Here is a 26,152-nt window from a genome sequence, read left to right as displayed (position 1 = left end):
TGCCGGGCGTTCAGGTTTCACCTTATTAGAGGAATCACGCCCGGCCAGCCCATGTCAAGCAGCCAGGCGTGAGGATGGCCGTTCATGAGGCCATCTTGGCGATGAAGCCAACCGCGAACACCATGAGCGCCAGGCCCACCAGCGACAGCAGGCCGGTCAGTACGAGCACCAGCACGGTCACCGTGCCCAGCTCCCGGCGCTGCAGCTGCGGCTGGTCGGTGTAGGCCCAGCGGTCGACCACCAGGGTGTCGCAGATCATGTCGTGCAGGCCCTGCTTGCGCTCGGTGAAGGCGGCCATCAGGAAACCGATGCCGAGGGTGAAGGTGCTGAGCACCGCGGCCCAGTAGCGACCAAATGCGCGGGCCTTGGTCAGGCGCTCGCCATTGCTGCGCACGACCTTGATGCCGACCGCCATCTTGCCCAGCGTGGCACCGCCCTGCGAGGCATGGAACCAGGTGTAGTACGCCATGCCGATGGCCAGGTTGATCAGGGCACTGGCCAGCTGGGCCACGATTTCGATGGCCGATTCGCCGCTGCCCACCGCACCCATGCTGGCACCAAGCACCACACCGAGGATGGCGCCGATGATGCCGCCGGGGATGGCCAGCACGAAGTAGTCGATCATGTAGGCCGCCACGCGCTTCCAGAAGCCCGCGTAGACCACTTCGCCGCCCATCACCGGCTGGGCATGGCCGCCGCCGCCGAGCGCCGCAGGGGCGCTGTAGGGCGAACTGCTGAGGGCGCCGGTGCCCGGCAGTGGCGCCGTACCGTTGTCGATGGCGGCATAGTCGCCACGCAGGTCGAAGCCGCCACTGCCGGTGGCCGTGCTGGCGTCGGCCAGTGTCTGCAGTCCCAGTTCGTCGACCACCTGGCGCAGCGCAGCCCACTGCGCCATGCCTTCGCGCCAGACCAGGGTGTCCAGGTTCAGCTGGCCGCGCTGGAAGCGCTGGCGGATCTCCTGGACCGGCAGCGGGCCCTGGCGTTGCTGTCCTTCGGCGTAGTACCACTCAGTCATTGCATGTTCCCTGTTGAATCATCCTTGGAGGTGCTGGCGTGCGCGTGGTTCAGCCGCGGCACGTCGGCGGCAGGTACTTGTCGTTGCTTTCGCCACTGCATTCCCAGCGGCCGCTGTCGCGATCGTATTCCAGCCACAGCAGGTCGCCATCAAGGCTCTTGCCGGGCAACGCCAGGGTGGCTTCGATGCCGCAGTGGCCATTGTTGAAGCGACCGATGTTCACCGCCGACAGCCCTGCATGGGCGAAGTCACCCGGGGCCGGGAAGCCGGCGTCGTTGGCACCGGGGCAACGGCCTTCGTCATCGGCGAAATGCTGCACCTGGTCCTTCAACGGCTGCAGCGCGGTCACTGCGCCGGCGACCTTGGCGCGCACGGTGTAGTCGTTGTAGGCGGGCAGCGCGATGGCAGCCAGGATGGCCACGATCGGGACCAGCACCAGCAGCAGGCCGCCGCCGATGATGGCGGTCAGGGCGCAGCCGGACAGCTTCTTCTTCGGCGCCGGCAGGGCGGTGGCCGATGCACTGGTGGTGTAGGGCGTGGACGGCGGCAGCACCGGCGGCTGCGGCGGAGGCGGTGCCACCGGTTCCGGATCGGGCTCGGGTTCCACCGGCGGTGCGGCAGCGTCCAGCGCCGGCACGATCAGGCCGAGTTCGTCGACCACGGTGCGCAACGGCTGCCATTGCGGCAGGCCGTCGCGCCAGACCAGGGTGTCCAGGGAGATCTGGTTGTTGCGGAACAACTCGACCAACTGTTCCGCCGGCAGCGGACCCTGCTGCCGGTTGCCTTCTGCATGGAACCACTCGCTCACGGGGACGCTCCTGAATGCGCTATGCCCCCAAGTGTACGGTCAGTGCAGGGGTTCTGGCTCGTCCATGAACATCTGCGTCTCCATCCAGGCGTACGCCGCCTCGGAGCCGGGCTGGTTGAACAGCACCATCAGCACGACCCACTTCAGGTCGTCCAGGTCCAGTTCGTCCTGGTCCAGGGCCATGGCCCGGTCCAGCACCAGCTCGCGCTGGTCGGCGTCGAGGATGCCGTGCTGTTCCAGGTACAGCAGGAAACCACGGCATTCCACGTCCAGCTTGTCCAGCTCGGGGCCGTGGTAGACGCGCACGGGGCCATCGACCCGTGCCTGGGCCACGCTCGGCCGCTGCGCGGCCAGGGCATCGAGCCAGTCGAATGCCTTGTTGATCTCGGTTGGGCTGAAACCGGCCTGGATCAGGCCGTTCTGGAGCGAATCGCGGTCACGGATCAGGTCCGCATCTTCGCTGAAATAGTGTTCAAACAGGTACAGCAGTACGTCCAGGATGCTCTCTTTCATTGCCCCTCGGCCTGCGTCGCGCGACGCTGTGGAGGTGAAGAAACTAGGGAGTTCGACAGTAGCGGCCGTGTACGCACACCACGATTCCCGCCAGTTCCATGGCCAGCAGCATGGAGGACACCTGGGGCGCCGTCAATCCACAGCGCGTGATCAGTGAATCCATACCGCTTGGGTTGTGGTCCAGGGCCCGCCACAAGCACTGGTAGTCAGGGTCGTCGGCCCAGCGCGCCGGCAGGAGTACCGGCGGTGCCTGTTCAGTGGGGGTGGCGAGCCGTGATTGCAAGCCCGGCAGCTGCTGGCGAAGGGCGGGCGCCAGCAGTTCAAGGACCTCCTCCGGGCGCTCGACCAGTGCGGCACCCTCGCGGATCAACCGGTGGCAGCCCGCGGCGCGTGGGTTGAGTACCGAACCGGGCAGGGCACAGACCTCGCGGCCGGCCTCGGCGGCCAGGCGTGCGGTGATCAATGCGCCGGAGCGCTGGGCGGCCTCGACCACCACCGTCGCCAGCGCCAGCCCGGCCACCAGGCGGTTGCGGGCTGGAAAGTGACCGGGGCGTGCCGGTGTGCCCGGCAGGTACTCGCTGAGCACCGCGCCTTCGGCGGCGATCCGGGCCTGCAGCCGGGCATGGTTGTCCGGGTAGGTCCGGTCCGGGCCGGTGCCGATCACCGCCACGGTGCAGCCTCCGGCGTCCAGCGTGGCCTGGTGGGCGGCCGCGTCGATGCCTGCCGCCAGGCCGCTGGTCACCGCCAGCCCGGCTTCGACGAAGCAGCCGGCAAACCGGGCGGCCAGGGCGCGTCCGCCCGGCGTCGGCGAGCGGCTGCCGACCAGCGCCACCGACGGGCGCCAGGCCAGGCTGGGGTCGCCGGCGATGAACAGCGCCAGGGGTGGGTTGGGGACATCCAGCAGGGGCGGGGGGAATGCCGGATCGGTGAAGGCCAGCAGGTGCTGGTTGTCGTCTTCCAGCCAGCGCCGTGCCACGGCCCAGGCCCGGGTGTCCGGGCATTCCAGCGCGGCGCACTGCTCGGGCGTGCAGCCGTGCGCGCGCCAGTTCGCGGCGCCCTGCGCGATCGCAATCTCCGCGCTGCCTGCGGCCTGCAGCAGGGCCCGCCGTGGCGCCAGCGCGCCGCCTGCCATCAACAGGCGCAGCAGCGCCTCGTCAGCTTGGTTGGTCATCCCCCCACTATCGAGCGCATACAACAAAGGCGCCCTAGGGCGCCTTCGCATGTGGCTGTCAGGTTTTGCCGGAGGTGCCTGCCGGCCAGCGGCCGGCACTACCTGCAGTGGCCGGGCAACCCGGGACTGGTTACTTCGCGTCCGGGTGCAGTGCGTTGAACCCCACACGTACCGGCTTCACGCCCTGCATCACCAGCGCGTAGCTGACGTTGTCGAAGGTACGGAACACCATGGCATGCGCGGCGTATTCGTCCGGCAGCGAGACCCGGCCGGCGCCGGTGCTGAGCGAATCGTCCATGCGCGACGAGGTGGGGTACTTCATGCGGTGCGCCACGTGGCGGCCCGGGCGCCACAGCGAGAACACGGTGCCGTTGTCCACGCCCTGGGCGCGACCTGCGGAAATCGCGATCACATCGCGCGGGCCAGCGGCGGTGAACATGTCGGTGACGGCCAGCACGCGCACATCGACGCCCTCGACACCGGCGGCCGGGACATGGGGGACGAACTGCAGGTCGTACGGCTTGGCCTCGACCGGGACCAGGCGGTCGCCGGCACGCACCTCGCGGCCGCCTTCGTTCTTGTCCAGCACCAGGGTGGACGCCTCGACCTTGCCGCCGGCGACATGTGTGATGGTGCCGGTGGCGACCTGGGCCAGCTCATAGCCGAGTATGCCGCGGCGGTGGTTGGGGGCGTTGTAGGCCCGCCACAGGTTGCCGCTGCCGGGGGTGACGTCGCCGTTGGCGGTCAGGTCCTCGGTCGGCTTGGGCTGGGCGTAGCGCACGGTCGGGCGGACCACGGCCCAGCGCTGGCCCAGCTGGGCGTCGGCCAGGCGCACGTAGACCGCACTGCCGCTGGTGACGCGCAGGCGTTCTTCTTCCAGGCCGGCCACGTAGGGTAGCTGCTCGATGCTGTCGACCACGCTCAGCTGCTTCAGGAACGGCTCGACCTGGGCCAGCGGAATGGCATCGATCGGGGCTTCCTGGCGCGGGCCGGGCTTGGCAGCGACGGTCACCCGGTCCAGATAGGCCAGGCTGAGCACGTCACCGGGATAGATCAGGTGCGGATTGGCGATCTGCGGATTGGCCTGCCAGATCTCCGGCCACAGCCACGGCTTCTGCAGGAAACGTGCGGCGATATCCCACAACGTATCCCCTTTTCGGACCACATAGGTGTCCGGGTGCCCGCCATTCACTTCCACGGCGGTAGCATAGGCAGCCACGGTCAGCATCGCCGCGGCGACGACCGTACGAAAACGAAGCAACATAGGTGTGAAGCCCTGATTCCCCAACAGGTCCGCGCACTATAGTCCAGAAACCGGGGCGCAAGGCAAGCGTTGGAGCTAGAATCTGCGACGTATGCCGGCGTGCCGGCCCCCTATCCGGAAACAGCCATGGCCCTTCTTCCCATTCTCGAGTTCCCCGATCCGCGCCTGCGTACCAAGGCTGCGTTGATCGAAGCCGCCGAAGTCACCACGCCGGCCTTCCAGGAACTGATCGACAACATGTTCCTGACCATGTACGACGCCCCGGGCATTGGCCTGGCCGCCACCCAGGTGGACGTGCACAAGCGCTTCATGGTCATCGACGTCAGCGAAGAAAAGAATGAACCGCATGTGTTCATCAACCCGGAAATCGTCGCCAAGGACGGAGGCCGGGTGTATCAGGAGGGCTGCCTGTCGGTTCCGGGCATCTTCGCCGACGTGACCCGCGCCGATACCATCACCGTGAAGTACCTGGACCGCAACGGCCAGGAACAGCAGCTGGAAGCCGGCGAAGTGCTGGCCACCTGCATCCAGCACGAGATGGATCACCTGGACGGCAAGCTGTTCATCGACTATCTGTCGCCGCTCAAGCGCGAGATGGTGCGCAAGAAGCTGGCCAAGCAGCGCAAGCACGTGGCGTGATCGCCAATCCGGGCCGCCCTTCGGGTGGCCCGTGCCTGCGCGACGCGCGCGGGCTGTACGGCGCCGGCCGACGGCGCCGTTTTCTTTCCTGCACGAATCCATCCTGCAAGTGGGGTAGCCATGAGGATTGTCTTTGCCGGTACGCCGGAATTCGCGGTGTCGTCGCTGCGCGCGGCTGCGCGCCACCATGAGGTCGTGGCCGTCTACACCCAGCCTGATCGTCCGGCCGGCCGTGGCCGTGGCCTGGCGCCGTCGCCGGTCAAGCTTGAAGCCGTGGCCCGTGGCATTCCGGTCTACCAGCCCGAATCGCTGAAGGATGAAGCCGCCCAGCAGCAGCTGCGCGACCTGCAGCCGGACCTGATGGTGGTGGTGGCCTATGGCCTGATCCTGCCGAAGGCGGTGCTGGCCATTCCGACCCACGGCTGCTGGAACGTGCACGCCTCGCTGCTGCCGCGCTGGCGCGGCGCCGCGCCGATCCAGCGCGCGATCCAGGCCGGCGATGCGAAGACCGGCGTCTGCCTGATGCAGATGGAGGCCGGCCTGGATACCGGCCCGGTGCTGCTGCACCAGGAGCTGCCGATCGCGGCCACCGATACCGGTGGTCAGCTGCATGACAAGCTGGCGGAACTGGGCGCGCAGGTGCTGTCCGACGGCCTGGGCCTGCTGCGGGCCGGCATCAAGCCGATCGCGCGGCCGCAGCCGGAGCAGGGCGTGACCTACGCGCACAAGCTGGACAAGGCCGAGGCCCGTCTGGACTGGGCGCTGGATGCAGGGGCGCTGGCACGCACCGTGCGCGCCTTCAATCCGTGGCCGATCGCCGAGGCGACGCTGGCTGGCGAGCGGGTGCGCATCCATGGCGCGGTGGCGCTGGATGAGGCCCACGGCCAGGCGCCGGGCACGGTGCTGGCGGCCAGCCGCGATGGCATCGACATCGCCTGTGGCCAGGGCGCACTGCGCCTGCGTGTGCTGCAGCGGGAAGGTGGCAAGGCGATTACTGCGGCCGACTACCTCAACGCCCGCCGCGATCTGCGCGTGGGGGCATAAGCGGTGTCGAAGCAGAACGATTTCTCCGTCGCCAAGGCGGCGCCGGGCGCGGCCACGCGCATGCTGGCCGCACGTGTGCTGGCACAGGTGTTCACCCGTGGCCGTTCGCTGAAGGCCGAACTGGCCTGGGCGCTGCCGAAGCTGGCCGACAGCCGCGACCGCGCGCTGCTGGAAGCCCTGTGTTTCGCCGTCCTGCGCCGCCGCAGCACCTATGACGCGGCGCTGCAGTCGTGGATGCAGAAGCCGCTGTCGGCGCGTGATGCCGATCTGCGCACGCTGCTGATGGTCGGGTTCGCCCAGCTGGACGTGCTGGAGCTGCCGGCGCACGCGGCGCTGTCGGCCACCGTCGATGCCGCGCGTGCACTGGGCCGTGAGCGCCAGGCGGGCCTGGTCAATGCGATCCTGCGCCGCGCGCAGCGCGAAGGTTTCCCGGAGCAGCCAGCGCGCGATGCCTTCCCGGAATGGCTGGCCGATGCGGTGCAACGCGATTGGCCGGCACAGGCCGACGCGATCTTCAGCGCCAGCCTGCAACCGGCGCCCCTGTGGCTGCGCGCCAACCGCCAGCAGGGCGGTCGTGACAAGGCACTGGCCGCGCTGGCCGAAGCCGGCATTGCTGCAGAAGCCAGTCCGCTCAGTGCCGACGCGTTGCGCCTGGCCTCTCCGGCTGCCGTGAATCAGCTGCCCGGCTTCGCCGAGGGCGCGATCTCGGTGCAGGACCTGTCGGCGCAGTGTGCCGCCGATGCGCTGGCCCCGATGGCCGGTGCCCGCGTGCTGGACGCTTGTGCGGCACCCGGCGGCAAGTCGGCGCATCTGCTCGAGCGCGACCCCAGCCTGCGCCTGCTGGCGCTGGATATCGACGCGCGCCGCCTGGCCCGTGCACGCGATACCTACACCCGTACCGGCGTGGGCGAGCATGCGCAGACCCTGGCGGCAGATGCCAGTGATCCGGGTGCCTGGTGGGATGGCGTGCCGTTCGACGCGATCCTGCTTGATGCGCCGTGCTCGGCGACCGGCGTGATCCGCCGCCAGCCGGATGTGATGTTCCACCGTCGCGCCGAAGACATCGATGCACTGGTCGGCGTGCAGGCGCGCCTGCTGGAAGCCTGCTGGTCGATGCTGCGCCCGGGCGGCGTGCTGTTGTATGCCACCTGTTCGATCCTGCGCGCCGAGAACATCGATCAGGTGCGCGCATTCCTGAAGTGGCATCCGGATGCCGTGGCGCAGCCGCTGGGCGATGCATTCGGCGTGGATTGCGAAGGGGTGGCGCGCCAGCGGCTGCCGGGTGAAAACGATGCTGACGGTTTCTTCTACGCGCGTCTGTTAAAAGCAGCCTGACCCCCGCTGCCGTTTCGAGTCCCATGCTGAAAACCCACGCGTCGCGCCAGACGTGGTTGTTGGTGGTGATGGCCCTGCTGGTGCTGGGGGCCGGCCTGGGCCTCCGTGATCCATGGCCCTCGGATGAGCCACGTTTCGCGCTGGTGGCCAAGCAGATGGTCGACAGTGGCTACTGGTTGTTCCCGCATCGCGGCCCCGAGCTCTATTCGGACAAGCCGCCGATGCTGATGTGGTTGCAGGCGGCGATGTACAGCCTGGTCGGCCACTGGCGGGTGGCGTTCCTGCTGCCCTCGCTGCTGGCCGCGCTGGGCACGCTGTGGTGCGTGGTCGATCTCGGCCGCCGCCTGTGGACGCGGCAGGTGGGGCTGTACGCGGGCTGGGCACTGCTGTTCGCGCTGCACTTCACCTTCCAGGCGAAGAAGGCGCAGATCGATCCGCTGGTGGTGCTGTTCATCACCCTGGCCAACTACGGCCTGCTGCGCCATCTGCTGCTGGGTCCGTCCTGGCGCTGGTGGTGGCTGGGCTGGTTCTTTGCCGGCATTGGTGTGATCACCAAGGGCGTAGGCGTGCTGGCGCTGATGATGATCGCGCCGGCGGCAGTCGCATCCGTGCTGCACTGGCCGCGGGTACGCCTGCACGTGCGCGACCTGCGTTTCTGGCTGGCACCGTTGGCCTTCCTGCTGGCGGTGTCGTTGTGGCTGGCGCCGATGCTGCTGGCAGGCTTCGCCACCGGTTCGGAGCCGTACCGCGCCTACATGGACGACATCCTGTTCCGGCAGACTGCGCGGCGCTATACGCAGTCCTGGGACCATCACCAGCCGTGGTGGTACTTCCTGGCGATCATGCCGTCGATGTGGGTTCCTGCGTTCCTGCTGCTGCCCTGGGCGCTTCCGGCCTGGTTCCGGCGGCTGCGCCGGCGCGATGCGCGCTACCTGCTGCCGTTGGCCTGGTGGCTGCTGGTCGTGCTGTTCTTCTCGCTTCCGCACGGCAAGCGCGACGTCTACATCCTGCCGGCATTGCCGATGTTCTGCCTGGCGTTGGCGCCGTTGCTGCCCGGGCTGCTGAGGCGGCGCGATGTGCAGCGCGTGCTGGGCGCATTCACCGCGTTGCTGGCACTGGCGCTGGGGCTGGTCGGTGCGCTGGCGCTGCTGGGTGATTCGGATTTCGAAGTGCGCCTTACCCATGGCCGCGGGTTGCTTCCCGGTGCCACCGATGCGCTGGCCTGGGCGGCGCTGGCGATGGCGGTCTGGTCGGCCTTGAGCCTGTGGGTGTGCGGGCGCCAGCGTCGGCACGTTGCCCTGGTCTCTACCCTGGCAGGAGTCTGGGTGCTGTACAGCCTGGTCGGTTATCCGGTGTTGAACGACTCCAGCTCGGCCCGTGGCCTGATGCGTGAAGTGAGTGCACGCATCGGTCCGCAGGCCGAGCTGGGACTGGTGGCATGGAAAGAGCAGAACCTGCTGATGGCCGATCGCCCGGCGGCCACCTTTGGATTCGAAGCACGTTGGCATCAACAGCTGCAGGCGGCCGTGCGCTGGCAGCGGCTGGTTCCGCAGCAACGCTGGCTGCTGGTGAACGAGGATGCGATGCAGGCCTGCATCGATCGTGCGCGGGCCGAGATGGCGGGCATTTCCAATCGTCGCCGCTGGTGGCTGGTGCCTGCCGATGCGGTCGCCGGCGACTGCCGGCCGTCAGTGGCGGAACTCGAGCACGAGCGCCGCCTGCAGGGGCCCGGCATCACCGATTGAGCGTTCGGGGAGCGTGGCTCAGGTGCTGGCCAGGGCGGCGTGATAGCTGGCCAGCGTGGCGTCGGCGAATGTCTGCAGGCCGAACTCCCGCTGTGCATGGCGGCGTGCTGCGCGGCCCTGTTCCGGCAGCGCATCGCGCTGTGCGTACAGCGCCTGTACCTGGGCGGCGATGGCGTCGATGTCGCGTGTGGCAACCACCCAGCCATCGACGCCTTGTTCGATGTTCTCCGGCAGGCCCGCGTAGTCGCTGACCAGCATCGGCTTGGCGCTGGCCATCATCTCGCGGCAGGCGAAGGAGATCGTCTCGACGTCATGGGACAGTACGAAGCCAGCATCGCCGGCCGCGATCAGGACACGGGTATCGGCCAGCAGGCCGGTGAAGTGCACCTGCGCGGCCACCTCGCCCAGCGCCTGCACCTGTTCGCGCTGCTGCGCGCTGGGCAGGTGGCCGGCCACGGCCATGTGCACATGCGGACGCACCGCATCGGGCAGCCGTGCGATGGCCCGGGCCAGGTCGATCCAGCCCTTGTAATCGTCGGTGCCGGCGTTGCTGACCAGCACCAGCGCCTGTGGATCCTGCGTCCACTGCTGGCGCAGCGCGCTGCCGGTGCCGGCCGGCTGCGGTGAGTAGCGCTCCAGGTCAACGCCATTGCGGACCACGTCGATCGGGCAGCGACGGTACGGGCCCTGTTCCAGCAGGCGCTTGGTGTCGGCCGAGACCGCGATCAGCCGATCGGTGGCCCAGCGTGCGCGCAGCGCATTGCCAAAGGTATTGGTGGGTTTGCTGTTGTGCTTGGTCAGCACGATCGGCGGGCGGCGCATGCCCAGCAGCCCCTGCATCACGAAGCGGTGGTCGCGTGCACCGTTGACATGGATCAGGTCGATGCCTTCATCGTGGACCAGCCTGCGCAGCGCGCGCTGTTCGGCCAGCTGCCGGGGCAGCGTTGGCAGGCCGCTGCCGAACGCAATCGGCAGTGTGCGGGCAATGCCTTCATCGGCCATGGTCCGCAGCAGGCGGCTGTCGGCCGGCGCGGCGACGTGGAGCGTGTGCTGGCCGTGCAGCGCACGCGCCAGCGAGACGATGTACGTGGTGTGGCCGCCACCGTCGCCGTAGTGGAAGTTGGTGTACAGGATTTTCATGGGGGGTCTTCAGGCAACGCCCACGCAGTGTGACACAGCGTGGTCAAGGCCGGTCCGCGGAAGGTGCCGGGTCGGCCACCGCCTGTCCATTGCCCAGCATCCACAGCATGATGGTCTTCTGCCGCACGTAGTTGGCGCGGACGTAGGCGTAGACCAGACCATGCCAGCCGTCGCGGAAGCCGCCACGGAACAGGAAGCCGCGCCAGAACCGCCAGGCCGGCGCCAGCACCAGCTTGCCCAGCGTGGCCCGCTTGCCGCGTGCGAACTCGTGCTCGGCCATCATCCGCGCGTACTTCTCGGTCTTGGCCAGCTGCTGCTGCAATGACCGGTACGGATAGTGGATCAGGTCGCCGCGCAGGGTGCCCACACTGCCGTCGACACTGGCCGCCTCGTGGATCTCGCGCTTGCCGCGCCAGCCGCCGCGGCGGCGGTCGAACAGGCGCATCACCCGGTCCGGGTAGGCATTGCCATGGCGCAGGAACTTCCCGAAGTACTCCGAGAGGCGGGCGAAGCGGTAGCCGGCCTGGCCGCCGAAGCCACCGTCGCGGGCCTGCTCGATGGCCGTGCGCAGTTCGGGGCTGATGCGCTCGTCGGCGTCCAGGCACAGCACCCAGTCGTGGCTGGCCTGCTCGACGCAGAACGCCTTCTGGCTGCGGAAGCCCTCGAACCGGCGCTGCAGCACGCGGGCACCGGCGGACTCGGCGATGGCTACGGTGGCATCGGTGGACTGCGAGTCCACCACCACGATCTCATCGCAGAAGGCCAGCGAGGCCAGGCAGTCGCCGATGCGCCCGGCCTCGTTGAACGCGATAATGCACGCCGAGATGCGAGGCCGTTCGATGGGAGCGGTCGTGGAGGACATGATGGCCGGGTACCTGTTGTTTGCGACGGAGCGCTATGCGCTGCCTATTCTCGCCCCGTTGGCGCAGGCCTTGCACGCGTCAGGGCAGGAGGTGGCGGCCTGGTTCGAGGACGGCGCGGCCGGCAGCAGCCTGCCGGGGGTGCCCAACGTGGGCCTGAAGCAGGCCCTGGCAATGCGTCCGCGGGCGGTGTTCAGCGCGGCCAACTGGGTGCCGACCTTCCTTTCGGGGGCCAAGGTGCAGCTGTTCCATGGCTTCAACGTGGAGAAGCGGGACAGTGCGCGCGGCCACTTCCGGGTGCGCGGCATGTTCGACCTGTACTGCACGCAGGGGCCGGCCACGACCGCACCGTTCCGCGAGATCGCCAGCCTGCAGGGCCACTTCGCCGTGGCCGAGACTGGCTGGCCGAAGCTGGACCCGCTGTTCCGCGATGACGGAGGCGAGAGTTCCGCGCTGCGCGCACCGGCCGGTGACCGCCCGGTGATCCTGTTCGGTTCCACCTTCACCGAGCGGCTCAGCGCGGCTCCGCACCTGCATGCGCAGATCGCCGCTGATATCGCCGCCGGTGACCACTACTGGCTGCTGACCCTGCACCCGAAGTGCCCACCGGAACTGTTCGAACGCTACCGCGCGCTGGCCGGTGCCAATGCCCGCTTCATCGAGCCGGAGCAGGTGATGGCCGCGCAGCGTGCCGCCGATGTGCTGGTGTCGGACACCTCATCGATCGTTTCGGAGTTCATCGTGCAGCACAAGCCGGTGGTGACCTTCCGCAACCGCGTGCCGAAGCCGCACATGATCGACTTCGATGATGCTGCGCAGCTGCAGGCGATGCTGCAGCGCGCGCTGCACCCGGACGCCGCGCTGCAGGCGGAAATCATGCGCTACGCCGATGCCATCCACCCTTACCGCGATGGCCGCTCCAGTGAACGGGTGATCGCGGCCACCGAGGATTTCCTGTCCGGTGAAATGGGTGCGTTGCGGCGCAAGCCATTCGGCAGCTGGGTGCGCGATCTGCAGATCCGCAAGGACCTGGGGTATTGGGGCCCGTCGCAGCGCTGATGCCTCGCTGACCCCGCTCGCGGTAGTGCCGGCCGCTGGCCGGCAACCTCGGGAATGGCGGCAGTTGCCGGCCGGCGATCGGCACGACCTGTAGTGCTTACCAGCGCAGCTTGCGCCGCGCCAGCGCCGCGGCCAGTTGATCCATCACCTGTTGGGCCTGTGCCTGCGGCAGATGATGCAGCGTCAGCGCCACATCACCATGCGCGCCGGCGGTATCCAGCTGCAGGCTGCTGGTGCCCAGCAGTTTGTCCAGCGGCGAGCGTTGCAGGCGCAGGCCCTGCACCTTGTCCAGCTCGGCCCAGCGCCACCAGCGCTTCCACCAGCCGCCGCGCACCGCCACATAGTGTTCGTCCAGGTACCAGCCCATGCGTGCCATCTGCCGGTGCGCGACCAGCAGCGCCACCGGTAGCCACGCCAGCACCAGCAGGCCCCATGGGCCCCAGCGCCAGTACGCGGCCGCAGCCAGCAGCGGCACCAGCACCAGTGCGCCCAGGCACAGCCGCCACCAGCCGCGCTGCGGAATGGACTGCCATTGCAGCGGAGGCCACTGCAGCTGCGGCAGCAGGTGCTGCACCAGCTGCTCACAATGTGTACTGGACGCCAGCGGCGCGAGTTCGCGCAGGGCGCGGTCCTCATCGCGCGCGGGGCCACCGGCGGCACTGTCGATGCGCAGCTGACGCAGCCCGAACCAGCGCTGCAAAGTACCTTCGCGCAGCGTCCAGGCCTGGATGCGCCGGCGCGCCACGCTGCTGCGGGTGCGGCTGAGCAGACCGGCCGATACGGTCAGGCGTCGGTCCTGCTCGCTGAGGGTGAAGCCGTGGTAGCGCAGCAGCGTCAGCACCACCGACAGCACGCGCAGCGCAAGCCAGCCCAGCAGCAGCGCGGCAGCCAGCAGCAGAAACGCGCCGGTCACGCCGGGGTGCAGATGGCTGGCGTAGCCAAAGGCTTCGCGTCCACCGCGCTGGAGGGCATCGTCCATCACCGGCCGTGGCACGGTCTGGAACAGCACGCCGAACGCGGCGATCGCCAGCGCCCAGCCGCGGTTGGAGAGCAGGCCCATGCGTACCACGTCCCAACTCGACAGGCGCAGCAGTACCTGCTCGTTCTCAGTCGCGGTGCTGGCAACCGGGTCGGGCTCGGTGATGCCGGCGGCCTGCGGCGCCTGCCCGCGCTGGCGGACCAGCCGTTCCAGCGCCAGCGCCTGGTCCAGCTTCAGCACCCGCATCTCCGCTTCCGGGCGCACGCCACCGGCTGATTCCAGGCGCAGCTCGGCCACACCAAACAGACGGTGCAGCGGGTTCTGCCGCACCTCCACGTTGTGGATGCGCGCGAACGGAATCTCGCGCCGGTTGCGCGCGAGCAGACCGCTGCGCACGGTGATCGCATCACTGCCGATACGGTAGCGGTAGCTGAGGTACTGCAGCACCGACACCAGTACCAGTGCGGCAATTGCCGTCAGCGGAATCAGCTGCGCCCACATCGGGTCGCGGTCGCCGCGCTGGCCGAACACCAGCAGTGCGACCAGCGGCAGGAAGTAATGGCGCAACTGCATCAACAGTACGAACAACCACGACCACGGATGCAGGCGGTGGTCCTCGCCACCGGCGGGCAGTGCTGCAGGCAGAGGCGGTGGCAGGCTCACAGGGCGTCGGCGTCCTGGTCGAGCTGGTGGGACAGGGTATCGCGCAGGCGCTCGGCATCCGCCTCGTCCAGGCCGCTGACGGTCACTGCGCTCATGCGGGTTCCGGCGGTGTGCACGATCAGCGTGGCCAGGCCGGCACGGCGTTCCAGTGGGCCGCGGCGCAGGTCCAGGTGCTGCACGCGCGAAATGGGGATGCGCGTTTCCAGCTGCCACATCAGGTCGCGGCGCAGGCCCAGCCCTTGGGCATCCAGCCGCCAGCGGGTGCGGACCAGGCGCCGGCGGCCGAGCCAGGCGCCGAAGACGATGCCGATCAGCAGCCCAAGGGCGGCCGTCCACAGGCCGCCGGGCAGGTCGAAGAACCACGCGGCTGCGGCCAGCGGCAGGCCCGGCACAAACAGGCCGCCGAAGGCACCTTCCAGTGCGGCCAGCCGCGCGGCGCGGCGCGGCAGCGACTGCCAGGCATCGGTGGTCGGAGCAGTAAGGGGAACGTCGGTCACGCGGGCTCCGTCAGGTGGCAGGGCGGGCGGTGGCGGCCGTGGCCGCACCGCGCAGACGGTAGCAGGTCGGCTGCGTTACTGGGCAGCCTGGATCAGCGCGTCCACATCCAGCATGTGGCCGGCACGATCAGCCTTGGTGCGCAGGTAGTGCTCGTTCTCGGCGGTGATCTCGCCGGTGACCGGAATGCAGTCCAGCACCTCGATGCCAGCGTTGCGCAGGCGCTGCGCCTTGGTCGGGTTGTTGCTGAGCAGGGCCACGCGCGAAATGCCCAGGCCGCGCAGCATCGCCACCGCGCTGCCGTAGCGCCGTTCGTCGGCGCCGAAGCCGAGCTGTGCATCGGCATCGATGGTGTCCAGGCCGTCATGCTGGTAGCCGTAGGCACGCATCTTGGCCGCGATGCCGGTACCGCGGCCTTCCTGGTCCAGGTACAGCAGCACGCCGCCGCCCAGTTCCTTCAGCTTGCGCAGGCCGCGCCGCAGCTGGTCGCCGCAGTCGCACTTGAGCGAACCGAACAGGTCGCCGGTCAGGCACGAGGAGTGCACGCGTACCGGTACCACCGCCGACAGATCCGGTTCGCCGACGATGATCGCGACCTGGTCACGCTGGGCGACGCCACCACGGAACACCGCGAACGTGGTCATGCCGACATCGCGCAGCGGTACCGGCGAACGCGCCACCAGTTCGTAGTCATGCGCGGCATGTGCTGCGCCCTCGGCCAGGTCGCACAGCGCAACCTCGGCCGCGCCATCGAAGGTGCGGTCTTCGGCGTCCAGGCGCACCGCCACCATCGCCGGCAGCAACAGGCCGAGGCGGGCCAGTTCCACCGCGCCTGCATCGAAGGCGTCACCGGCGCTCCAGCCGTCCGGCATCGGGCCCGGTTCACGCAGGTAGCCCAGCGAGGGCAGGGCATCGAAGGCAACACCGGCCAGCGGCAGGCGCGCACCCTGCGGGGCCTCCACGCCAAGCACGCGGGCGCGGGTGGCGGTCAGGAACAGGTAGTGCCGCTCGCGGGCGGCATTGGCGAAGGCAGCGAAGCTGCTGGCCGTGGCGCTGTCCAGCGCGATCACCGCCAGGCGCTGGCCCTGGCCATCGTGGAGAAGCACCGGGCGACCGGCACGCAGTTCGGCCACCGCGCGCTCGCAGCGGATCGCGGCCGGATCGCCGAACAGGGAAGAAGCAGCAGACATGGCAGGACCGGGGGAGTCGGACATCGCAGTCTCTATGGGGGCGCCGGCGTCGTATTCAACGTGGTGCGGCCGCCGGTCGCAGGGGCCGGATGGGCCTGGGTGCGGCGGCCGTCAGTGCGGATGCTCTTCGGTCGCGTACGGGTCTTCTTCGCCGCTGCCCGGTGGCCGCAGCGTATAGCGCTTGTAGGTCCACTGGTACTGCGCCGGATCGCGGCGGGCAATGCGCTCGATGCCGGCATTGAGCGCGGTGGCGGCCACCTGCGGGTCGGGGTCGGCCACGGCGGCGTCGGTCGGTTCGATGTGCAGGGCGAATTCCATGTCCGGGCCGATGCGCTCGCACCAGCCATACAGCACGGTGGCGCCGGTGCGCTCGGCCAGCCGGTTGACCAGGGTCATGGTCAGCGCCTGCACGCCGAAGAACGGCACGAACACGCCATCGCCGGCCTTGGGCTGCTGGTCGGGCAGGATGCCGGTGGCACCGCCGTCCTTGAGCACCTTGAACAGCTGGCGCACGGCCGGGCCTTCGGCGCGCACCTGCTGTACGTTCTGGCCGCCCCGCACCAGCTGCAGGAAGGCATCGCTGGCCTCGTCCTCCGGTGGCTTGTAGACGATGGCGATCTGCCCGCGCGAGGCCAGCCACTGGTTCAGCAGCTCCCAGTTGCCGAAGTGCGGTGCGGCCACGATCACGCCCTTGCCGCTGGCCAGGGCCGCGTCGTACAGGGCCTCGCCGTGGCGCTGCTTCAGGTGCAGGCGCAGGTTGTCGGCCGGCGCCTGGCTCCACAGGCGCAGGGTCTCGATGGCCTGCAGGGCGGTGGAGCGCAGCAGCTCCCGGTGCAGGCGGTCGCGCGTGGCGCGGTCCAGGTCCGGGTAGGCCAGCTCCAGGTTGCGTCGGGTGACGCGGCTCTCACGGGCGTTGAGACTGATCCAGGTCCAGGACAGGGCACGGGCGATTCCCCGCAGCAGCGGCCAGGGCAGGCGGGCGAACAGGGTGGTGGCGCGGTAGACCAGCCGGGCTTTGCGTTGCGGATTCATCTGCGCCAGTTTAGCCAAGGGCGCTGCTATCGTGGCCGGCCCCGTTCATTGGAGCCCACGATGCTCGTCCTTATCCAGCGTGTCAGCCAGGCTGCCGTCCACGTCGATGACGAAGCGGTCGGCCAGATTGGTCCGGGCCTGCTGGCGCTGGTGGGCATGGAACCGGGCGATACCGAGGCCCAGCTGCGGCGCATGGCCGAGCGCCTGCTGGGCTACCGGGTGTTCGCCGACGAGGCCGGGAAGATGAACCGGTCGCTGCGCGACACCGGCGGCGGCCTGCTGCTGGTCAGCCAGTTCACCCTGGCGGCCGATACCCGTTCGGGCATGCGGCCCAGCTTCACCAGCGCCGCACCGCCGGACGAGGCTGAACGCGGGTTCAATCGATTTGTCGAGATCTGTCGTGAAAATCACGCGCCAGGGGTGGAAACGGGCCGATTTGGTGCCCATATGGTCGTCAGCCTGGTCAATGACGGTCCCGTGACCTTCCTTCTCAGGCCCTGAGCCTGCGGGACCACCGCCCGGCAGGCGGGGCCCCGGGCTGGTATAATGCTACGTTCCCTATTTCTCCCTAGCCGGTGGCGCGAGCACTACATGGCCAACGAACGTCCTGCCCAATCCGAAATCAAGCAACTGATCAGCAAGGGCCTGGAACAGGGCTACCTGACCTACGCCGAAGTCAATGACCATCTGCCGGACGACATGGTCGACCCGGAACAGATCGAAGACATCATCGGCATGATCAACGGCATGGGCATCGATGTCCATGAAGTTGCGCCGGATGTGGAAACCCTGCTTCTCAACGATGGCAACACCGGTAACCGCGAAGTCGATGACACCGCGGCCGAAGAAGCTGCCGCCGCGCTGAGCGCGCTCGACACCGAAGGTGGCCGTACCACCGACCCGGTGCGCATGTACATGCGCGAAATGGGCACCGTCGAGCTGCTGACCCGCGAAGGCGAAATCGCCATCGCCAAGCGCATCGAGGAAGGCCTTTCGCAGGTCCAGGCCGCCCTGGGCCAGTTCCCGGTTTCGGTCGAGTCGCTGCTGACCGACTACGAAGCCCACAAGGAAGGCAAGAAGCGCCTGGCCGAAGTGATCGTTGGCTTCAACGACCTGGCCGACGAAGAGCCGGCGCCGCCGGCGGCTGCTGCCGATGACAGCAGCGATGCCGACGCCGAAGGCGACGAGGACGAGGACGATGATGTCGAGGGTGGCGAGGAAGAAGCCGCACCGACCGGTCCGGATCCGGAGGAAGTCGCTGCGCGCATGCAGGCGCTGAGCGATGCCTTCAACGCCTTCAAGAAGGCGGCGACCAAGGGCGACAAGAAGAACCTGCCGCGCCTGCGCGAAGAGATGTCGGCGGTGTTCGTCACCCTGAAGCTGCCGCTGCCGCTGACCGATGTGCTGACCAAGCAGCTGCGCGACACCATGGCGTCGATCAAGGCCCATGAGCGCCGTGTGCTGAATCTGGCGACCGTCACCGCCCGCATGCCGCGCAAGGACTTCATCCGTTCCTGGGAAGGCAACCAGACCAACCTGGAGTGGGTGGAAGACGCACTGAAGCGCAAGCAGAAGTGGTCGTCGGCCCTGCGTGAAGTGAAGGACCAGATCATCGCGGAACAGCAGGCGACGATCGACATCGAGAAGCTGACCCAGCTGGACCTGGAAGAGCTGAAGGAAATCAGCCGTGCCATGGCCTACGGTGAAGCCAAGGCGCGCAAGGCCAAGAAGGAAATGGTCGAGGCCAACCTGCGCCTGGTGATCTCGATCGCCAAGAAGTACACCAATCGCGGCCTGCAGTTCCTCGACCTGATCCAGGAAGGCAACATCGGCCTGATGAAGGCCGTGGACAAGTTCGAGTACCGCCGCGGTTACAAGTTCTCGACCTACGCCACCTGGTGGATCCGCCAGGCGATCACCCGCTCGATCGCCGACCAGGCGCGCACCATCCGTATTCCGGTGCACATGATCGAGACGATCAACAAGTTGAACCGCATTTCCCGCCAGATGCTCCAGCAGTACGGCCGCGAGGCTACGCCGGAGGAGCTGGCCAAGGAAATGGACATGCCGGAAGACAAGATCCGCAAGGTGATGAAGATCGCCAAGGAGCCGATCTCGATGGAAACCCCGATCGGCGACGACGAGGATTCCCATCTGGGCGACTTCATCGAGGACACCAACGTGGAGTCCCCGATCGAGAACACCACCAACATCAATCTGTCTGAAACCGTGCGCGACGTGCTGGCCGGCCTCACCCCGAGGGAAGCCAAGGTGCTGCGCATGCGCTTCGGTATCGACATGAACACCGACCACACCCTCGAGGAAGTCGGCAAGCAGTTCGACGTGACCCGCGAGCGCATCCGCCAGATCGAAGCGAAGGCCCTGCGCAAGCTGCGTCACCCGAGCCGCTCGGAGCAGCTGCGCAGCTTCCTGGATATCGATTGATTTCCAGCGGCTGTTGAAGCGTTGAGAGAAACCCCGCTTCGGCGGGGTTTTTCTTTGCCCACCATATCCCTGTAAAGCCGAGCCTATGCTTGGCTGAGGCTTATGATTACGTAACAAGTAATGTAACGGAAGGCTCGCGTCGAAGCTGGCTCTTCGTGAATATGTCCATTATTTTCAAACTCATAGGTGCACGGCCGCGCTTGCAGCCCCGCTTTTTTGATGCTAATTACGTAACAAATTTCGTATTACGTAATGCACATGCCACGCGCTCAACGCCCACAGGTACTGGATCTGATCGCTCAGCTGGCCCCCGGCCAGCCGCTACCTGCCGCGGCGCTGGCCGAGCGTCTGGGGGTGGGCCGGATGGCGCTCAGCCGGCTGGTGGCCGCCAGTGGCCCGCAGGTGGTGCGCATGGGCAGCACCCGGGCAACCGCCTATGCGCTGCGGCGGCCCACCCGGGCCGGCAGCGAATGGCCGCTGTACCGGCTGCGCGAAGATGCGACGCTGGAGGAGCTGGGGCGGGTAATTGCGCTGGTAGGAGGCGGCTTCCACGTCGATGCCGGGCCTGACTGTCCGAACCTGCGACGCGCGCCCGAAGGTGACGTTGCCGCCATCTTTCCTGTCTTGCCGTGGTACCTGGATGACCTGCGACCGCAGGGATTTCTTGGTCGCAGCTTCGCCCATGGCCGTGCGCAGGCGCTCGGCCTGCCGAAGGACCTCAAGAGCTGGCAACCGGACGATGTGTTGATGGCCCTGGTAACCGCTGGCGGGACTGAAGCGGGCGACCTGCTGCTCGGTACCGCCGCCGTGGAGGCGGCGATGGAGACGTTGCAGGTGCCGATCGATCGGGTTGCGGCCGACGATCGTCTTGCACAGTATCGCGAGCGTGCGCGTGCTGCGCTGGACGGAGAGGACGTGGGCTCCTCGCCGGGTGGCGAGCAACCCAAGTTCACCGCCACCGTAGAGGCCTACGGCAGGCGCCGCTCGGTCCTGGTCAAGTTCGCGCAGCCTGATGAAGGCGCCGCCGCCCAGCGCTGGAGCGATCTGCTGGTCTGCGAACATCTGGCGCTTGAGGCCCTGCGCGAGTCCGGACAAGCCGCGGCGTCCAGCGAACTGCTGCAGTCGCCCACGCACACCTTCCTGGAAATCGAGCGCTTCGACCGCACGCCCGATCTGCTGGGGCGGCGAGGCCTGGTCTCGCTGCTGTCGCTATCGTCTGCGTTCACCGGCGAGGTCACCCCAGCGTGGCCGGTTGCAGGCGCCGAACTGCGTGATCAAGGCTGGCTGACGGCCGACACCGTGCAGGCGATGGGCCGACGCCATGCGTTCGGGCGGCTGATCGGCAACAGCGACATGCACCACGGCAACATCGCCTTCCACTTCATTGATCGCGGCCCGCTGCCGCTGGCGCCGGTCTACGACATGCTGCCGATGTCGCTGGCGCCGTCAAAGCTGGGCGTGTTGCGCGCGGACGAGCCGCTGTCGCCGGTCGCACCGCTGGGCAGTGGTGATCTGCAGCATCTGCGCTGGGCGGCACCGGTGGCTGAAGCATTCTGGCAGTGCGTGGCTGTTGACGGGCGGATCCAGTCGCCGGCAATGCGGTCGTTGGCGGGGGCGAACGCCGAGCGGGTGCGGGAGATGGGCGCGCGGTTTGGGTGAGCCAGCTGTTGCGCAAGCCTGGGCGCGTCGCGTTGCGCAGCGATGGCTGAGGGTTTTTCAGTGTGTCTTGGCGTCGGCGGGTAGCCGGTTGAGCGCAGGCTCCACTACACTGTAAAGCTGCGCAGGGCCTATAGCTCAACGGTTAGAGCAGGGGACTCATAATCCCTTGGTTCCAGGTTCGAATCCTGGTGGGCCCACCAACCCAGCATGCATGAACGGCTGCTGGTCTGCCTTCAAGGCAACATCTGATCCACACGCAAGGATCGAACATGCCCGACACCCGCGCCCCGGTGGAAGACTTCACCACTGAAATCGAAGACAGCCGGCATCTGTTCGCCTGGTGCCTGGTGCGCTACGGCCAGATTCCCGAAGCGCTGGCAATCGAACAGGCACGCGAACGCTATCCGGACCAGGCCGCCGGCCACGAATACGAGCACGAACTGCTCTTCCACGACGAGCCCTGGCATTGGGCGATGCTGCATGTGCTGGGCGAAGGGTACTGGCACCAGAACCCGGAACTGTTGCAGCCGTCGCTGGAGTACGACACCGAATCGGACGCGCTGTGCCTGGCGCGCGGCGAGCCGATTCCCTTGCTGGATGAGGATGAGTATCTCGGTGCGCTTGCGCACGCGCGCCATATGCATGCGTGGACGTTGATCCATCAGGCAGGGATTGACGAAGAGCAGGCACAGCGGCAGGCGCTTGAGTACTACGCGTACTTTCCGCCGCATCATCGCTGGCGCATGTGCGTCCACGATGCGCGCGCTGCATGGGTCGACGTGATGAGCGTGCTGCACATCAATGACTACTGGAGCCGGCCCGAACTGCAGAGGCCGCCTGAGGCGTACTGGCGCGCGTCACGTGCATTCGCCCTGGCGCAGGGGCTCCAGCTGCCGGAAATTCCGCCTCCCTCATGAGAGGGCGCTGCAAGGGTGGCATGATGCGGCTTCCGCCGATCCGTACGACAAGGAGCCCGCATGAAGCGCAGTGCCCGTATGTTCGTCGCCCTGACTACCCTTGCGGCACTGCCTGCCGCTGCCGAGCCATCCGACTCACCCAAGCGCCCGTCGGTTGACACCCTGCAACGCCTGATCGTCGACAAGGCACCGCAGACGCGCGTAGCAACACCGGACCACGAGCGCATCACCGCACGGCGCATCGATATCGTCGATGACACGGGGGTGATCCGCATGACGCTGTCCGGCAAGACACCGGCACCGATCATCGATGGCCTGCAGTACAAGCGCGCCTTCAACGTTGCCGGCATGGTGCTGTACGACAACCAGGGCAGCGAGCGCGGTGGCTTCGGCACCGCCGATGTCGACGGCGGCATGGCGGTGCTTGCGCTGGACCATCCGGCGATGGATGCGATCGGCTGGCGGGTATCGCCGGACGGCGCGGTGAGTTTTTCGATCAACCAGGCGCCGAAGCTGATCCGCGAGCCTGCGCTGGGCAACAAGCTGATTCCTGGGGTGCAAGCACCGACCCGCATCGGTCTGGTGGTCGGGCCTGACGGCACGCCGGCCATTGCCTTGAACGACAAGGCAGACCGCACGCGACTGCGCCTGACTGTCACTGCGGAAGGCTACGGCGCGATCGAGTTCCTCGATGCGCAGGGCAAGGTGATCCACACATTGGCGCCGGAGGCTGAGCTTCGGCGCTAGCGCGTGCGGGTCGCCGATCGGCGCTTACCCGCGCCGCCCTCTGCCATCAATGCTGTACCGCCCGGCCCCGGTGCAGGCCAGCAGCAGGAAGCCACCGGCCAGCCCCAGGTTCTTCAGGAACATGATCTGTTGGGTCTGGTCGGCGAAGTTGTGATGGAAGATGAAAGCGGTGACCAGGCTGAAACCCACCAGCACGATCGACACCAGCCGGGTCTGGAAGCCAAGCAGGATGCACAGTCCGCTGCCGATCTCGAAGGCGATGGTCGGCCAGAGCAGGATGCCGGGCACGCCCATCGCTTCCATGTAGCCCTGGGTGCCGCTGAGATCACCGAGCTTGCCTAGGCCGGAGATGAGGAACAGCGCCATCAGCAGGATGCGTGCAAGCAGGTAAGCGAGCGAATGGGATGAGTGGCTCACGTCGGTGTCCTCGGAGATGGCCGGCGAAGGCGATCGGAGCCCACCGGCAGTGAAGCCCGTGTCTACGCCAAGGGCAAGGCGCCTTGACAGCTGGCCGTCCGCAGGAGACCTTTCTCCCATGACGATTGATATTGAATCGCTCAGCCTTCGGGAGCTGGGCGCCTTGGTGGTTGCCGCTGAACAGCGGAAACAGCTGATTTCCAGCCGCCGTCCGGCCAGTGCGGTACGGCGGATGTTGAAGGCTGCAGCAGCAGAAGCGGGGTATACCCTCGAAGAGCTGTTCGGCGGAGAGGCGAACGAAGAGGCCGCTCCCCGCCGGAAACCGGCACGGCGCAGAACCGGGAAAGTGGCGGCCAAGTACCGTGATCCGGAGTACAAGCGCCTGACCTGGTCCGGCCGCGGGCGCATGCCGCGCTGGCTGGCGTCCAAGGTGCAGAAGGGCCACAAGGTGACCGACTTCCTGATTCCCGGCCTGGCCCGGCCGACGGCGCGCAAGAGCAGCCCGATCGGCAAGCGCACGGTTTTCAAGAAGGATTGAACCTGCCGCGCTGCTACCCTGCCTGGGTCTTTGAACGAAGGAACACGGGATGGCGCACGATGGCAGCATGACGATCTCATCCAGAGTCCTCTACATCGCGGCAGGCGCGGCGGTGCTGGTCAGCCTGCTGGCCTGGGCGGTGGAATGGAGCGGGATGGCCTATGTCTGCCCGTACTGCCGCGTGCAGCGCACGGTCATCGGCGTGCTGGGCGTGCTGATGCTGTTCGCACGACCGGGCGGCCTCATCGTGCCCTGGTTGTCGTACACCGCAGGCGGCTTCGCGTTCGTGGTCGCGGCGATGCAGCACTTCAACGGCTGGAAGCGCATTTCCGCCGGAGATTTCAGCTTCAACGCGCAGTGGTATATCGACCCGTGGCTGCTGTCAGGTTGCGCGATGCTGATCCTGGTGGCGCAGCTGATGCTGGTGCAGGCCGCATGCCGGCGCAGTCTGCACTGAGGCTTGCCCACGGGCGTGGCGTCAGGCGTTCTGGAACACCGCCAGCTGCGCAGCAAACGCACGCTGGTAGGCGGGGCGCTGCGTTGCACGGCCCACATAGGCCACCACCTGCGGGTACTCATCGAGGAGGCCGCTGCTCTTCAGGCGCAGCAGCACCGAAACCATCATCAGGTCGCCGGCGCCGAACTCGCCCTCCAGCCACAACGCCGATCCCAACCAGGCGGACAGCTGCGCCAGCCGCATACGCACACGCTCATCGAGCATTGGCAGACGCTGCGCATACCAGGGCTGCTCGTGCTCCAGCACCCAGGCCATCGAGCGCTCGACGATGGGCGGCTCCACCGTATTCAATGCAGCGAACACCCACATGATCGCGCGCATGCGTGCATCTGGATCAGCAGGAAGCAGGCCGGCATGCTGCTCGGCCAGGTGCAGCACGATCGCGCCGGATTCGAACAGGACCTGGCCGCCGTCCTGCCAGGTGGGGATCTGCCCGAAGGGGTTGCGGGCCAGGTGCGCGGGCTGCTTCAGCTCGGCAAAGCCGAGCAGCTGCACGTTGTAGGGCACGCCCAGCTCCTCCAGCGCCCAGCGCACGCGCGTGTCACGGGCCAGGCCCTGGCCGCGGTCCGGGGAAGTGGCGAAGGCGGTGAGGATCGGGCACATCGTGGCACTCCTGCAGGTCGAAGGGCCTGCCTTTCCTGTTCCGACGAACGACGGGGCGGGAAATCGACACCCTTCCCGGGACGGCGGGCGATACACTGCCCGCCACCCACCACACCTGTGCCTCCTCATGTGGCAGCGCCGCACTTCCCTGGCCGAACTGCAGCAGCAACGCGATGTGCTGCAGGCTGAGATGGATGCGGACGCCCAGCGATGGGTCTCACAGCTTCCGCCGGATGATCTCGTGGCAGCGCTGATGCCGCAGGCGCGCCGGCTTCAGGAGCTCAATCAGCTGATCCTGCGGGCTACACCGCCGCGTGAGCTGATGAAGCGCCTGAAGGCGCTTGAGCGCCAGTTGCTCGAGCCCGGTACACAGAGCGCAGGCGTGCGGAGGGGACTGGAAGATGAACTGCGCGATCTGCACCTCTATTTCAACAATCCCCGCCGTCGCCCATTGACGGCAAAGGTCATTCTCATCCTGTTTGCCTGCGTTCTGGCCGCCTTGTTCCTGCCGAGGCTGCTTGTGGACCTGCTGATCGCTCTCTAGGCCGGCCTCACCCCGCCCGATGCAGCTTCCGGTACTGATCCGGCGTGCACTGCGCGTGCCGCTTGAACATCTCGGCGAAGGCGCTGACGCCGGAATAGCCCAGCTCCTCGGCGATCCGGCTGATCGGCCGGCGGGTGCACAGCGCCTCGGTGGCGCGCACGAACTTCACCCGTCCACGCCAGTCGCCGAGCGACATGCCCAGCTCGCTGCGTGCCATGCGCTCCAGCTTGCGCACGCTCATATGGTGCCGCTGCGCGATTTCGGCAACCGATTCGGCCACCGACAGGTGTTTCTCCATGTACGCCATCACCTGCTTCAGTGCATCGCTGCTGGCGATCGGCAGGAAGCTGGGCAGTACGGCCGCATTGACGATCTGGTCGATCACCACGGCGGCCATGCGCCGCTGGGCCGGGGTCTGCGGATCGGTCACGCCCTGCCGTGCCAGTTCGTGCAGCAGCTCGCGCAGCAGCGGGCTGACTTCCAGTGCACGGCAGCGATCAGGCAAGCGGCGTGACAAGGCCGGCGACAGATAGGCCGAGCGGTAGGCCAGCTGCGAGCGGTTGCGCGAATAGTGGGCCATTCCCGGTGGAATCCAGATCGCGTAGTGCGGCGGGGACACCATCCATTCGCCGTCGATCTTCATCTCCATCACACCCTGCGCGACGAAGTTGAACTGGCCCCACGGATGGCTGTGCGTCCCCCAGTCCGTGGGCTCCATCGCACCCTGCCGGAAGTAGATCGGGCCGGGCAGCTGGCGGAAGGTGGGGATCGGCTCCATCGGTTGCCGCAAGCCGGGGTCGGTGTGGCGCATTT

27 protein-coding genes and 1 tRNA gene are annotated in these 26,152 nt (G+C 67.6%); 14 read left to right on the top strand and 14 right to left on the bottom strand.

Annotated elements, in window-relative coordinates; all coding sequences use genetic code 11:
* Positions 1-82: 82 nt before the first annotated feature.
* The 5 genes from MG068_RS18585 to MG068_RS18565 form a co-directional block, all read right to left on the bottom strand.
* Positions 83-1,015 carry an RDD family protein gene (locus MG068_RS18585; protein ID WP_132810846.1) on the bottom strand — a complete coding sequence of 311 codons (933 nt, stop codon included), beginning with the start codon at positions 1,013-1,015 and terminating at the stop codon, positions 83-85.
* Positions 1,016-1,064: 49 nt separating this feature from the next.
* Complete coding sequence (locus MG068_RS18580; protein ID WP_049423390.1) at positions 1,065-1,823, bottom strand: pilin; 759 nt, start codon at positions 1,821-1,823, stop codon at positions 1,065-1,067.
* Between the two features lie 39 nt (positions 1,824-1,862).
* A complete protein-coding gene (locus MG068_RS18575; RefSeq protein ID WP_005411195.1) occupies positions 1,863-2,336 on the bottom strand; it encodes a DUF494 family protein in 474 nt (157 codons plus the stop codon).
* A gap of 43 nt (positions 2,337-2,379) precedes the next feature.
* Complete coding sequence (gene dprA / locus MG068_RS18570) at positions 2,380-3,507, bottom strand: DNA-processing protein DprA (protein ID WP_132810845.1); 1,128 nt, start codon at positions 3,505-3,507, stop codon at positions 2,380-2,382.
* Between the two features lie 130 nt (positions 3,508-3,637).
* Positions 3,638-4,771, bottom strand: coding sequence for a LysM peptidoglycan-binding domain-containing protein (locus MG068_RS18565; protein ID WP_032128553.1), 1,134 nt, complete (start codon positions 4,769-4,771; stop codon positions 3,638-3,640).
* Positions 4,772-4,897: 126 nt separating this feature from the next.
* Between MG068_RS18565 and def the strand changes: the two genes are divergently transcribed.
* The 4 genes from def to MG068_RS18545 all read left to right on the top strand — a co-directional run bounded on the left by def (position 4,898) and on the right by MG068_RS18545 (position 9,534).
* Positions 4,898-5,410: a peptide deformylase gene (def, locus tag MG068_RS18560; RefSeq protein WP_008267110.1), complete on the top strand. Its 513-nt coding sequence runs from the start codon at positions 4,898-4,900 to the stop codon at positions 5,408-5,410.
* Between the two features lie 120 nt (positions 5,411-5,530).
* Positions 5,531-6,454 carry a methionyl-tRNA formyltransferase gene (gene fmt / locus MG068_RS18555; RefSeq protein ID WP_032128555.1) on the top strand — a complete coding sequence of 308 codons (924 nt, stop codon included), beginning with the start codon at positions 5,531-5,533 and terminating at the stop codon, positions 6,452-6,454.
* Positions 6,455-6,457: 3 nt separating this feature from the next.
* Positions 6,458-7,789 (top strand): 16S rRNA (cytosine(967)-C(5))-methyltransferase RsmB, encoded by a 1,332-nt coding sequence (gene rsmB / locus MG068_RS18550; RefSeq protein WP_132810844.1) that lies wholly within the window; start codon positions 6,458-6,460, stop codon positions 7,787-7,789.
* A 23-nt stretch (positions 7,790-7,812) separates the two neighbouring features.
* Positions 7,813-9,534 (top strand): ArnT family glycosyltransferase, encoded by a 1,722-nt coding sequence (locus tag MG068_RS18545; protein ID WP_132810843.1) that lies wholly within the window; start codon positions 7,813-7,815, stop codon positions 9,532-9,534.
* An 18-nt stretch (positions 9,535-9,552) separates the two neighbouring features.
* Here the strand turns inward: MG068_RS18545 and MG068_RS18540 are convergent, their stop codons facing one another.
* On the bottom strand, positions 9,553-10,674 hold the full coding sequence (locus MG068_RS18540; RefSeq protein WP_125892196.1) for a glycosyltransferase family 4 protein: 1,122 nt from the start codon (positions 10,672-10,674) through the stop codon (positions 9,553-9,555).
* Between the two features lie 43 nt (positions 10,675-10,717).
* A complete protein-coding gene (locus MG068_RS18535) occupies positions 10,718-11,536 on the bottom strand; it encodes a glycosyltransferase family 2 protein (RefSeq protein ID WP_049401006.1) in 819 nt (272 codons plus the stop codon).
* Here MG068_RS18535 and MG068_RS18530 point away from each other — a divergent pair.
* Positions 11,535-12,593, top strand: a complete 1,059-nt coding sequence (locus MG068_RS18530; RefSeq protein ID WP_049401007.1) for a CDP-glycerol glycerophosphotransferase family protein — start codon at positions 11,535-11,537, stop codon at positions 12,591-12,593. The two genes, MG068_RS18535 and MG068_RS18530, sit on opposite strands and share 2 nt — an antisense overlap.
* A gap of 97 nt (positions 12,594-12,690) precedes the next feature.
* On the opposite strand, the gene MG068_RS18525 is transcribed toward MG068_RS18530, so the two are convergent.
* From MG068_RS18525 to MG068_RS18510, 4 genes are all read right to left on the bottom strand, one after another.
* A complete protein-coding gene (locus tag MG068_RS18525; RefSeq protein WP_132810842.1) occupies positions 12,691-14,235 on the bottom strand; it encodes a PH domain-containing protein in 1,545 nt (514 codons plus the stop codon).
* Complete coding sequence (locus tag MG068_RS18520) at positions 14,232-14,732, bottom strand: PH domain-containing protein (RefSeq protein ID WP_049401009.1); 501 nt, start codon at positions 14,730-14,732, stop codon at positions 14,232-14,234. The genes MG068_RS18525 and MG068_RS18520 overlap by 4 nt, the downstream gene beginning before the upstream one ends.
* A 75-nt stretch (positions 14,733-14,807) precedes the next feature.
* On the bottom strand, positions 14,808-15,944 hold the full coding sequence (ribA, locus tag MG068_RS18515) for a GTP cyclohydrolase II RibA (protein ID WP_049401010.1): 1,137 nt from the start codon (positions 15,942-15,944) through the stop codon (positions 14,808-14,810).
* Between the two features lie 87 nt (positions 15,945-16,031).
* Complete coding sequence (locus tag MG068_RS18510) at positions 16,032-16,952, bottom strand: lauroyl acyltransferase (protein ID WP_049461974.1); 921 nt, start codon at positions 16,950-16,952, stop codon at positions 16,032-16,034.
* Positions 16,953-17,012: 60 nt separating this feature from the next.
* On the opposite strand from MG068_RS18510, the gene dtd reads away from it, so the two are divergent.
* From dtd to MG068_RS18480, 6 genes are all read left to right on the top strand, one after another.
* On the top strand, positions 17,013-17,453 hold the full coding sequence (gene dtd / locus MG068_RS18505) for a D-aminoacyl-tRNA deacylase (protein WP_049401012.1): 441 nt from the start codon (positions 17,013-17,015) through the stop codon (positions 17,451-17,453).
* 90 nt (positions 17,454-17,543) lie between these two features.
* Entirely contained in the window at positions 17,544-19,397 is a 1,854-nt protein-coding gene (rpoD, locus tag MG068_RS18500) for an RNA polymerase sigma factor RpoD (RefSeq protein WP_014038623.1), read from the top strand.
* 258 nt (positions 19,398-19,655) lie between these two features.
* Complete coding sequence (yjjJ, locus tag MG068_RS18495; protein ID WP_240792092.1) at positions 19,656-21,056, top strand: type II toxin-antitoxin system HipA family toxin YjjJ; 1,401 nt, start codon at positions 19,656-19,658, stop codon at positions 21,054-21,056.
* Positions 21,057-21,180: 124 nt separating this feature from the next.
* Positions 21,181-21,256 (top strand) — tRNA-Ile (locus MG068_RS18490).
* 69 nt (positions 21,257-21,325) lie between these two features.
* A complete protein-coding gene (locus tag MG068_RS18485; protein WP_132810840.1) occupies positions 21,326-21,973 on the top strand; it encodes a hypothetical protein in 648 nt (215 codons plus the stop codon).
* Positions 21,974-22,033: 60 nt separating this feature from the next.
* Positions 22,034-22,720, top strand: a complete 687-nt coding sequence (locus MG068_RS18480) for a hypothetical protein (RefSeq protein WP_132810839.1) — start codon at positions 22,034-22,036, stop codon at positions 22,718-22,720.
* Positions 22,721-22,744: 24 nt separating this feature from the next.
* On the opposite strand, the gene MG068_RS18475 is transcribed toward MG068_RS18480, so the two are convergent.
* Entirely contained in the window at positions 22,745-23,137 is a 393-nt protein-coding gene (locus MG068_RS18475) for a DoxX family protein (protein WP_121504312.1), read from the bottom strand.
* A gap of 118 nt (positions 23,138-23,255) precedes the next feature.
* On the opposite strand from MG068_RS18475, the gene MG068_RS18470 reads away from it, so the two are divergent.
* Positions 23,256-23,675, top strand: coding sequence for an H-NS histone family protein (locus MG068_RS18470; RefSeq protein WP_012512202.1), 420 nt, complete (start codon positions 23,256-23,258; stop codon positions 23,673-23,675).
* 49 nt (positions 23,676-23,724) lie between these two features.
* Positions 23,725-24,132, top strand: coding sequence for a hypothetical protein (locus MG068_RS18465; protein WP_132810838.1), 408 nt, complete (start codon positions 23,725-23,727; stop codon positions 24,130-24,132).
* A 21-nt stretch (positions 24,133-24,153) separates the two neighbouring features.
* Here MG068_RS18465 and MG068_RS18460 read toward each other — a convergent pair whose 3' ends face one another.
* Positions 24,154-24,795: a glutathione S-transferase family protein gene (locus MG068_RS18460; RefSeq protein WP_132810837.1), complete on the bottom strand. Its 642-nt coding sequence runs from the start codon at positions 24,793-24,795 to the stop codon at positions 24,154-24,156.
* Between the two features lie 127 nt (positions 24,796-24,922).
* Here MG068_RS18460 and MG068_RS18455 point away from each other — a divergent pair, with 127 nt between their 5' ends.
* On the top strand, positions 24,923-25,339 hold the full coding sequence (locus tag MG068_RS18455; RefSeq protein WP_132810836.1) for a hypothetical protein: 417 nt from the start codon (positions 24,923-24,925) through the stop codon (positions 25,337-25,339).
* A gap of 7 nt (positions 25,340-25,346) precedes the next feature.
* Here MG068_RS18455 and MG068_RS18450 read toward each other — a convergent pair whose 3' ends face one another.
* On the bottom strand, positions 25,347-26,150 hold the full coding sequence (locus tag MG068_RS18450) for an AraC family transcriptional regulator (protein ID WP_049401083.1): 804 nt from the start codon (positions 26,148-26,150) through the stop codon (positions 25,347-25,349).
* Between the last annotated feature and the right edge of the window lie 2 nt (positions 26,151-26,152).

The organism is Stenotrophomonas sp. ASS1, from assembly GCF_004346925.1.
Lineage (GTDB): Bacteria > Pseudomonadota > Gammaproteobacteria > Xanthomonadales > Xanthomonadaceae > Stenotrophomonas > Stenotrophomonas maltophilia_A.
This window is presented reverse-complemented; position numbering and strand designations above follow the sequence as displayed.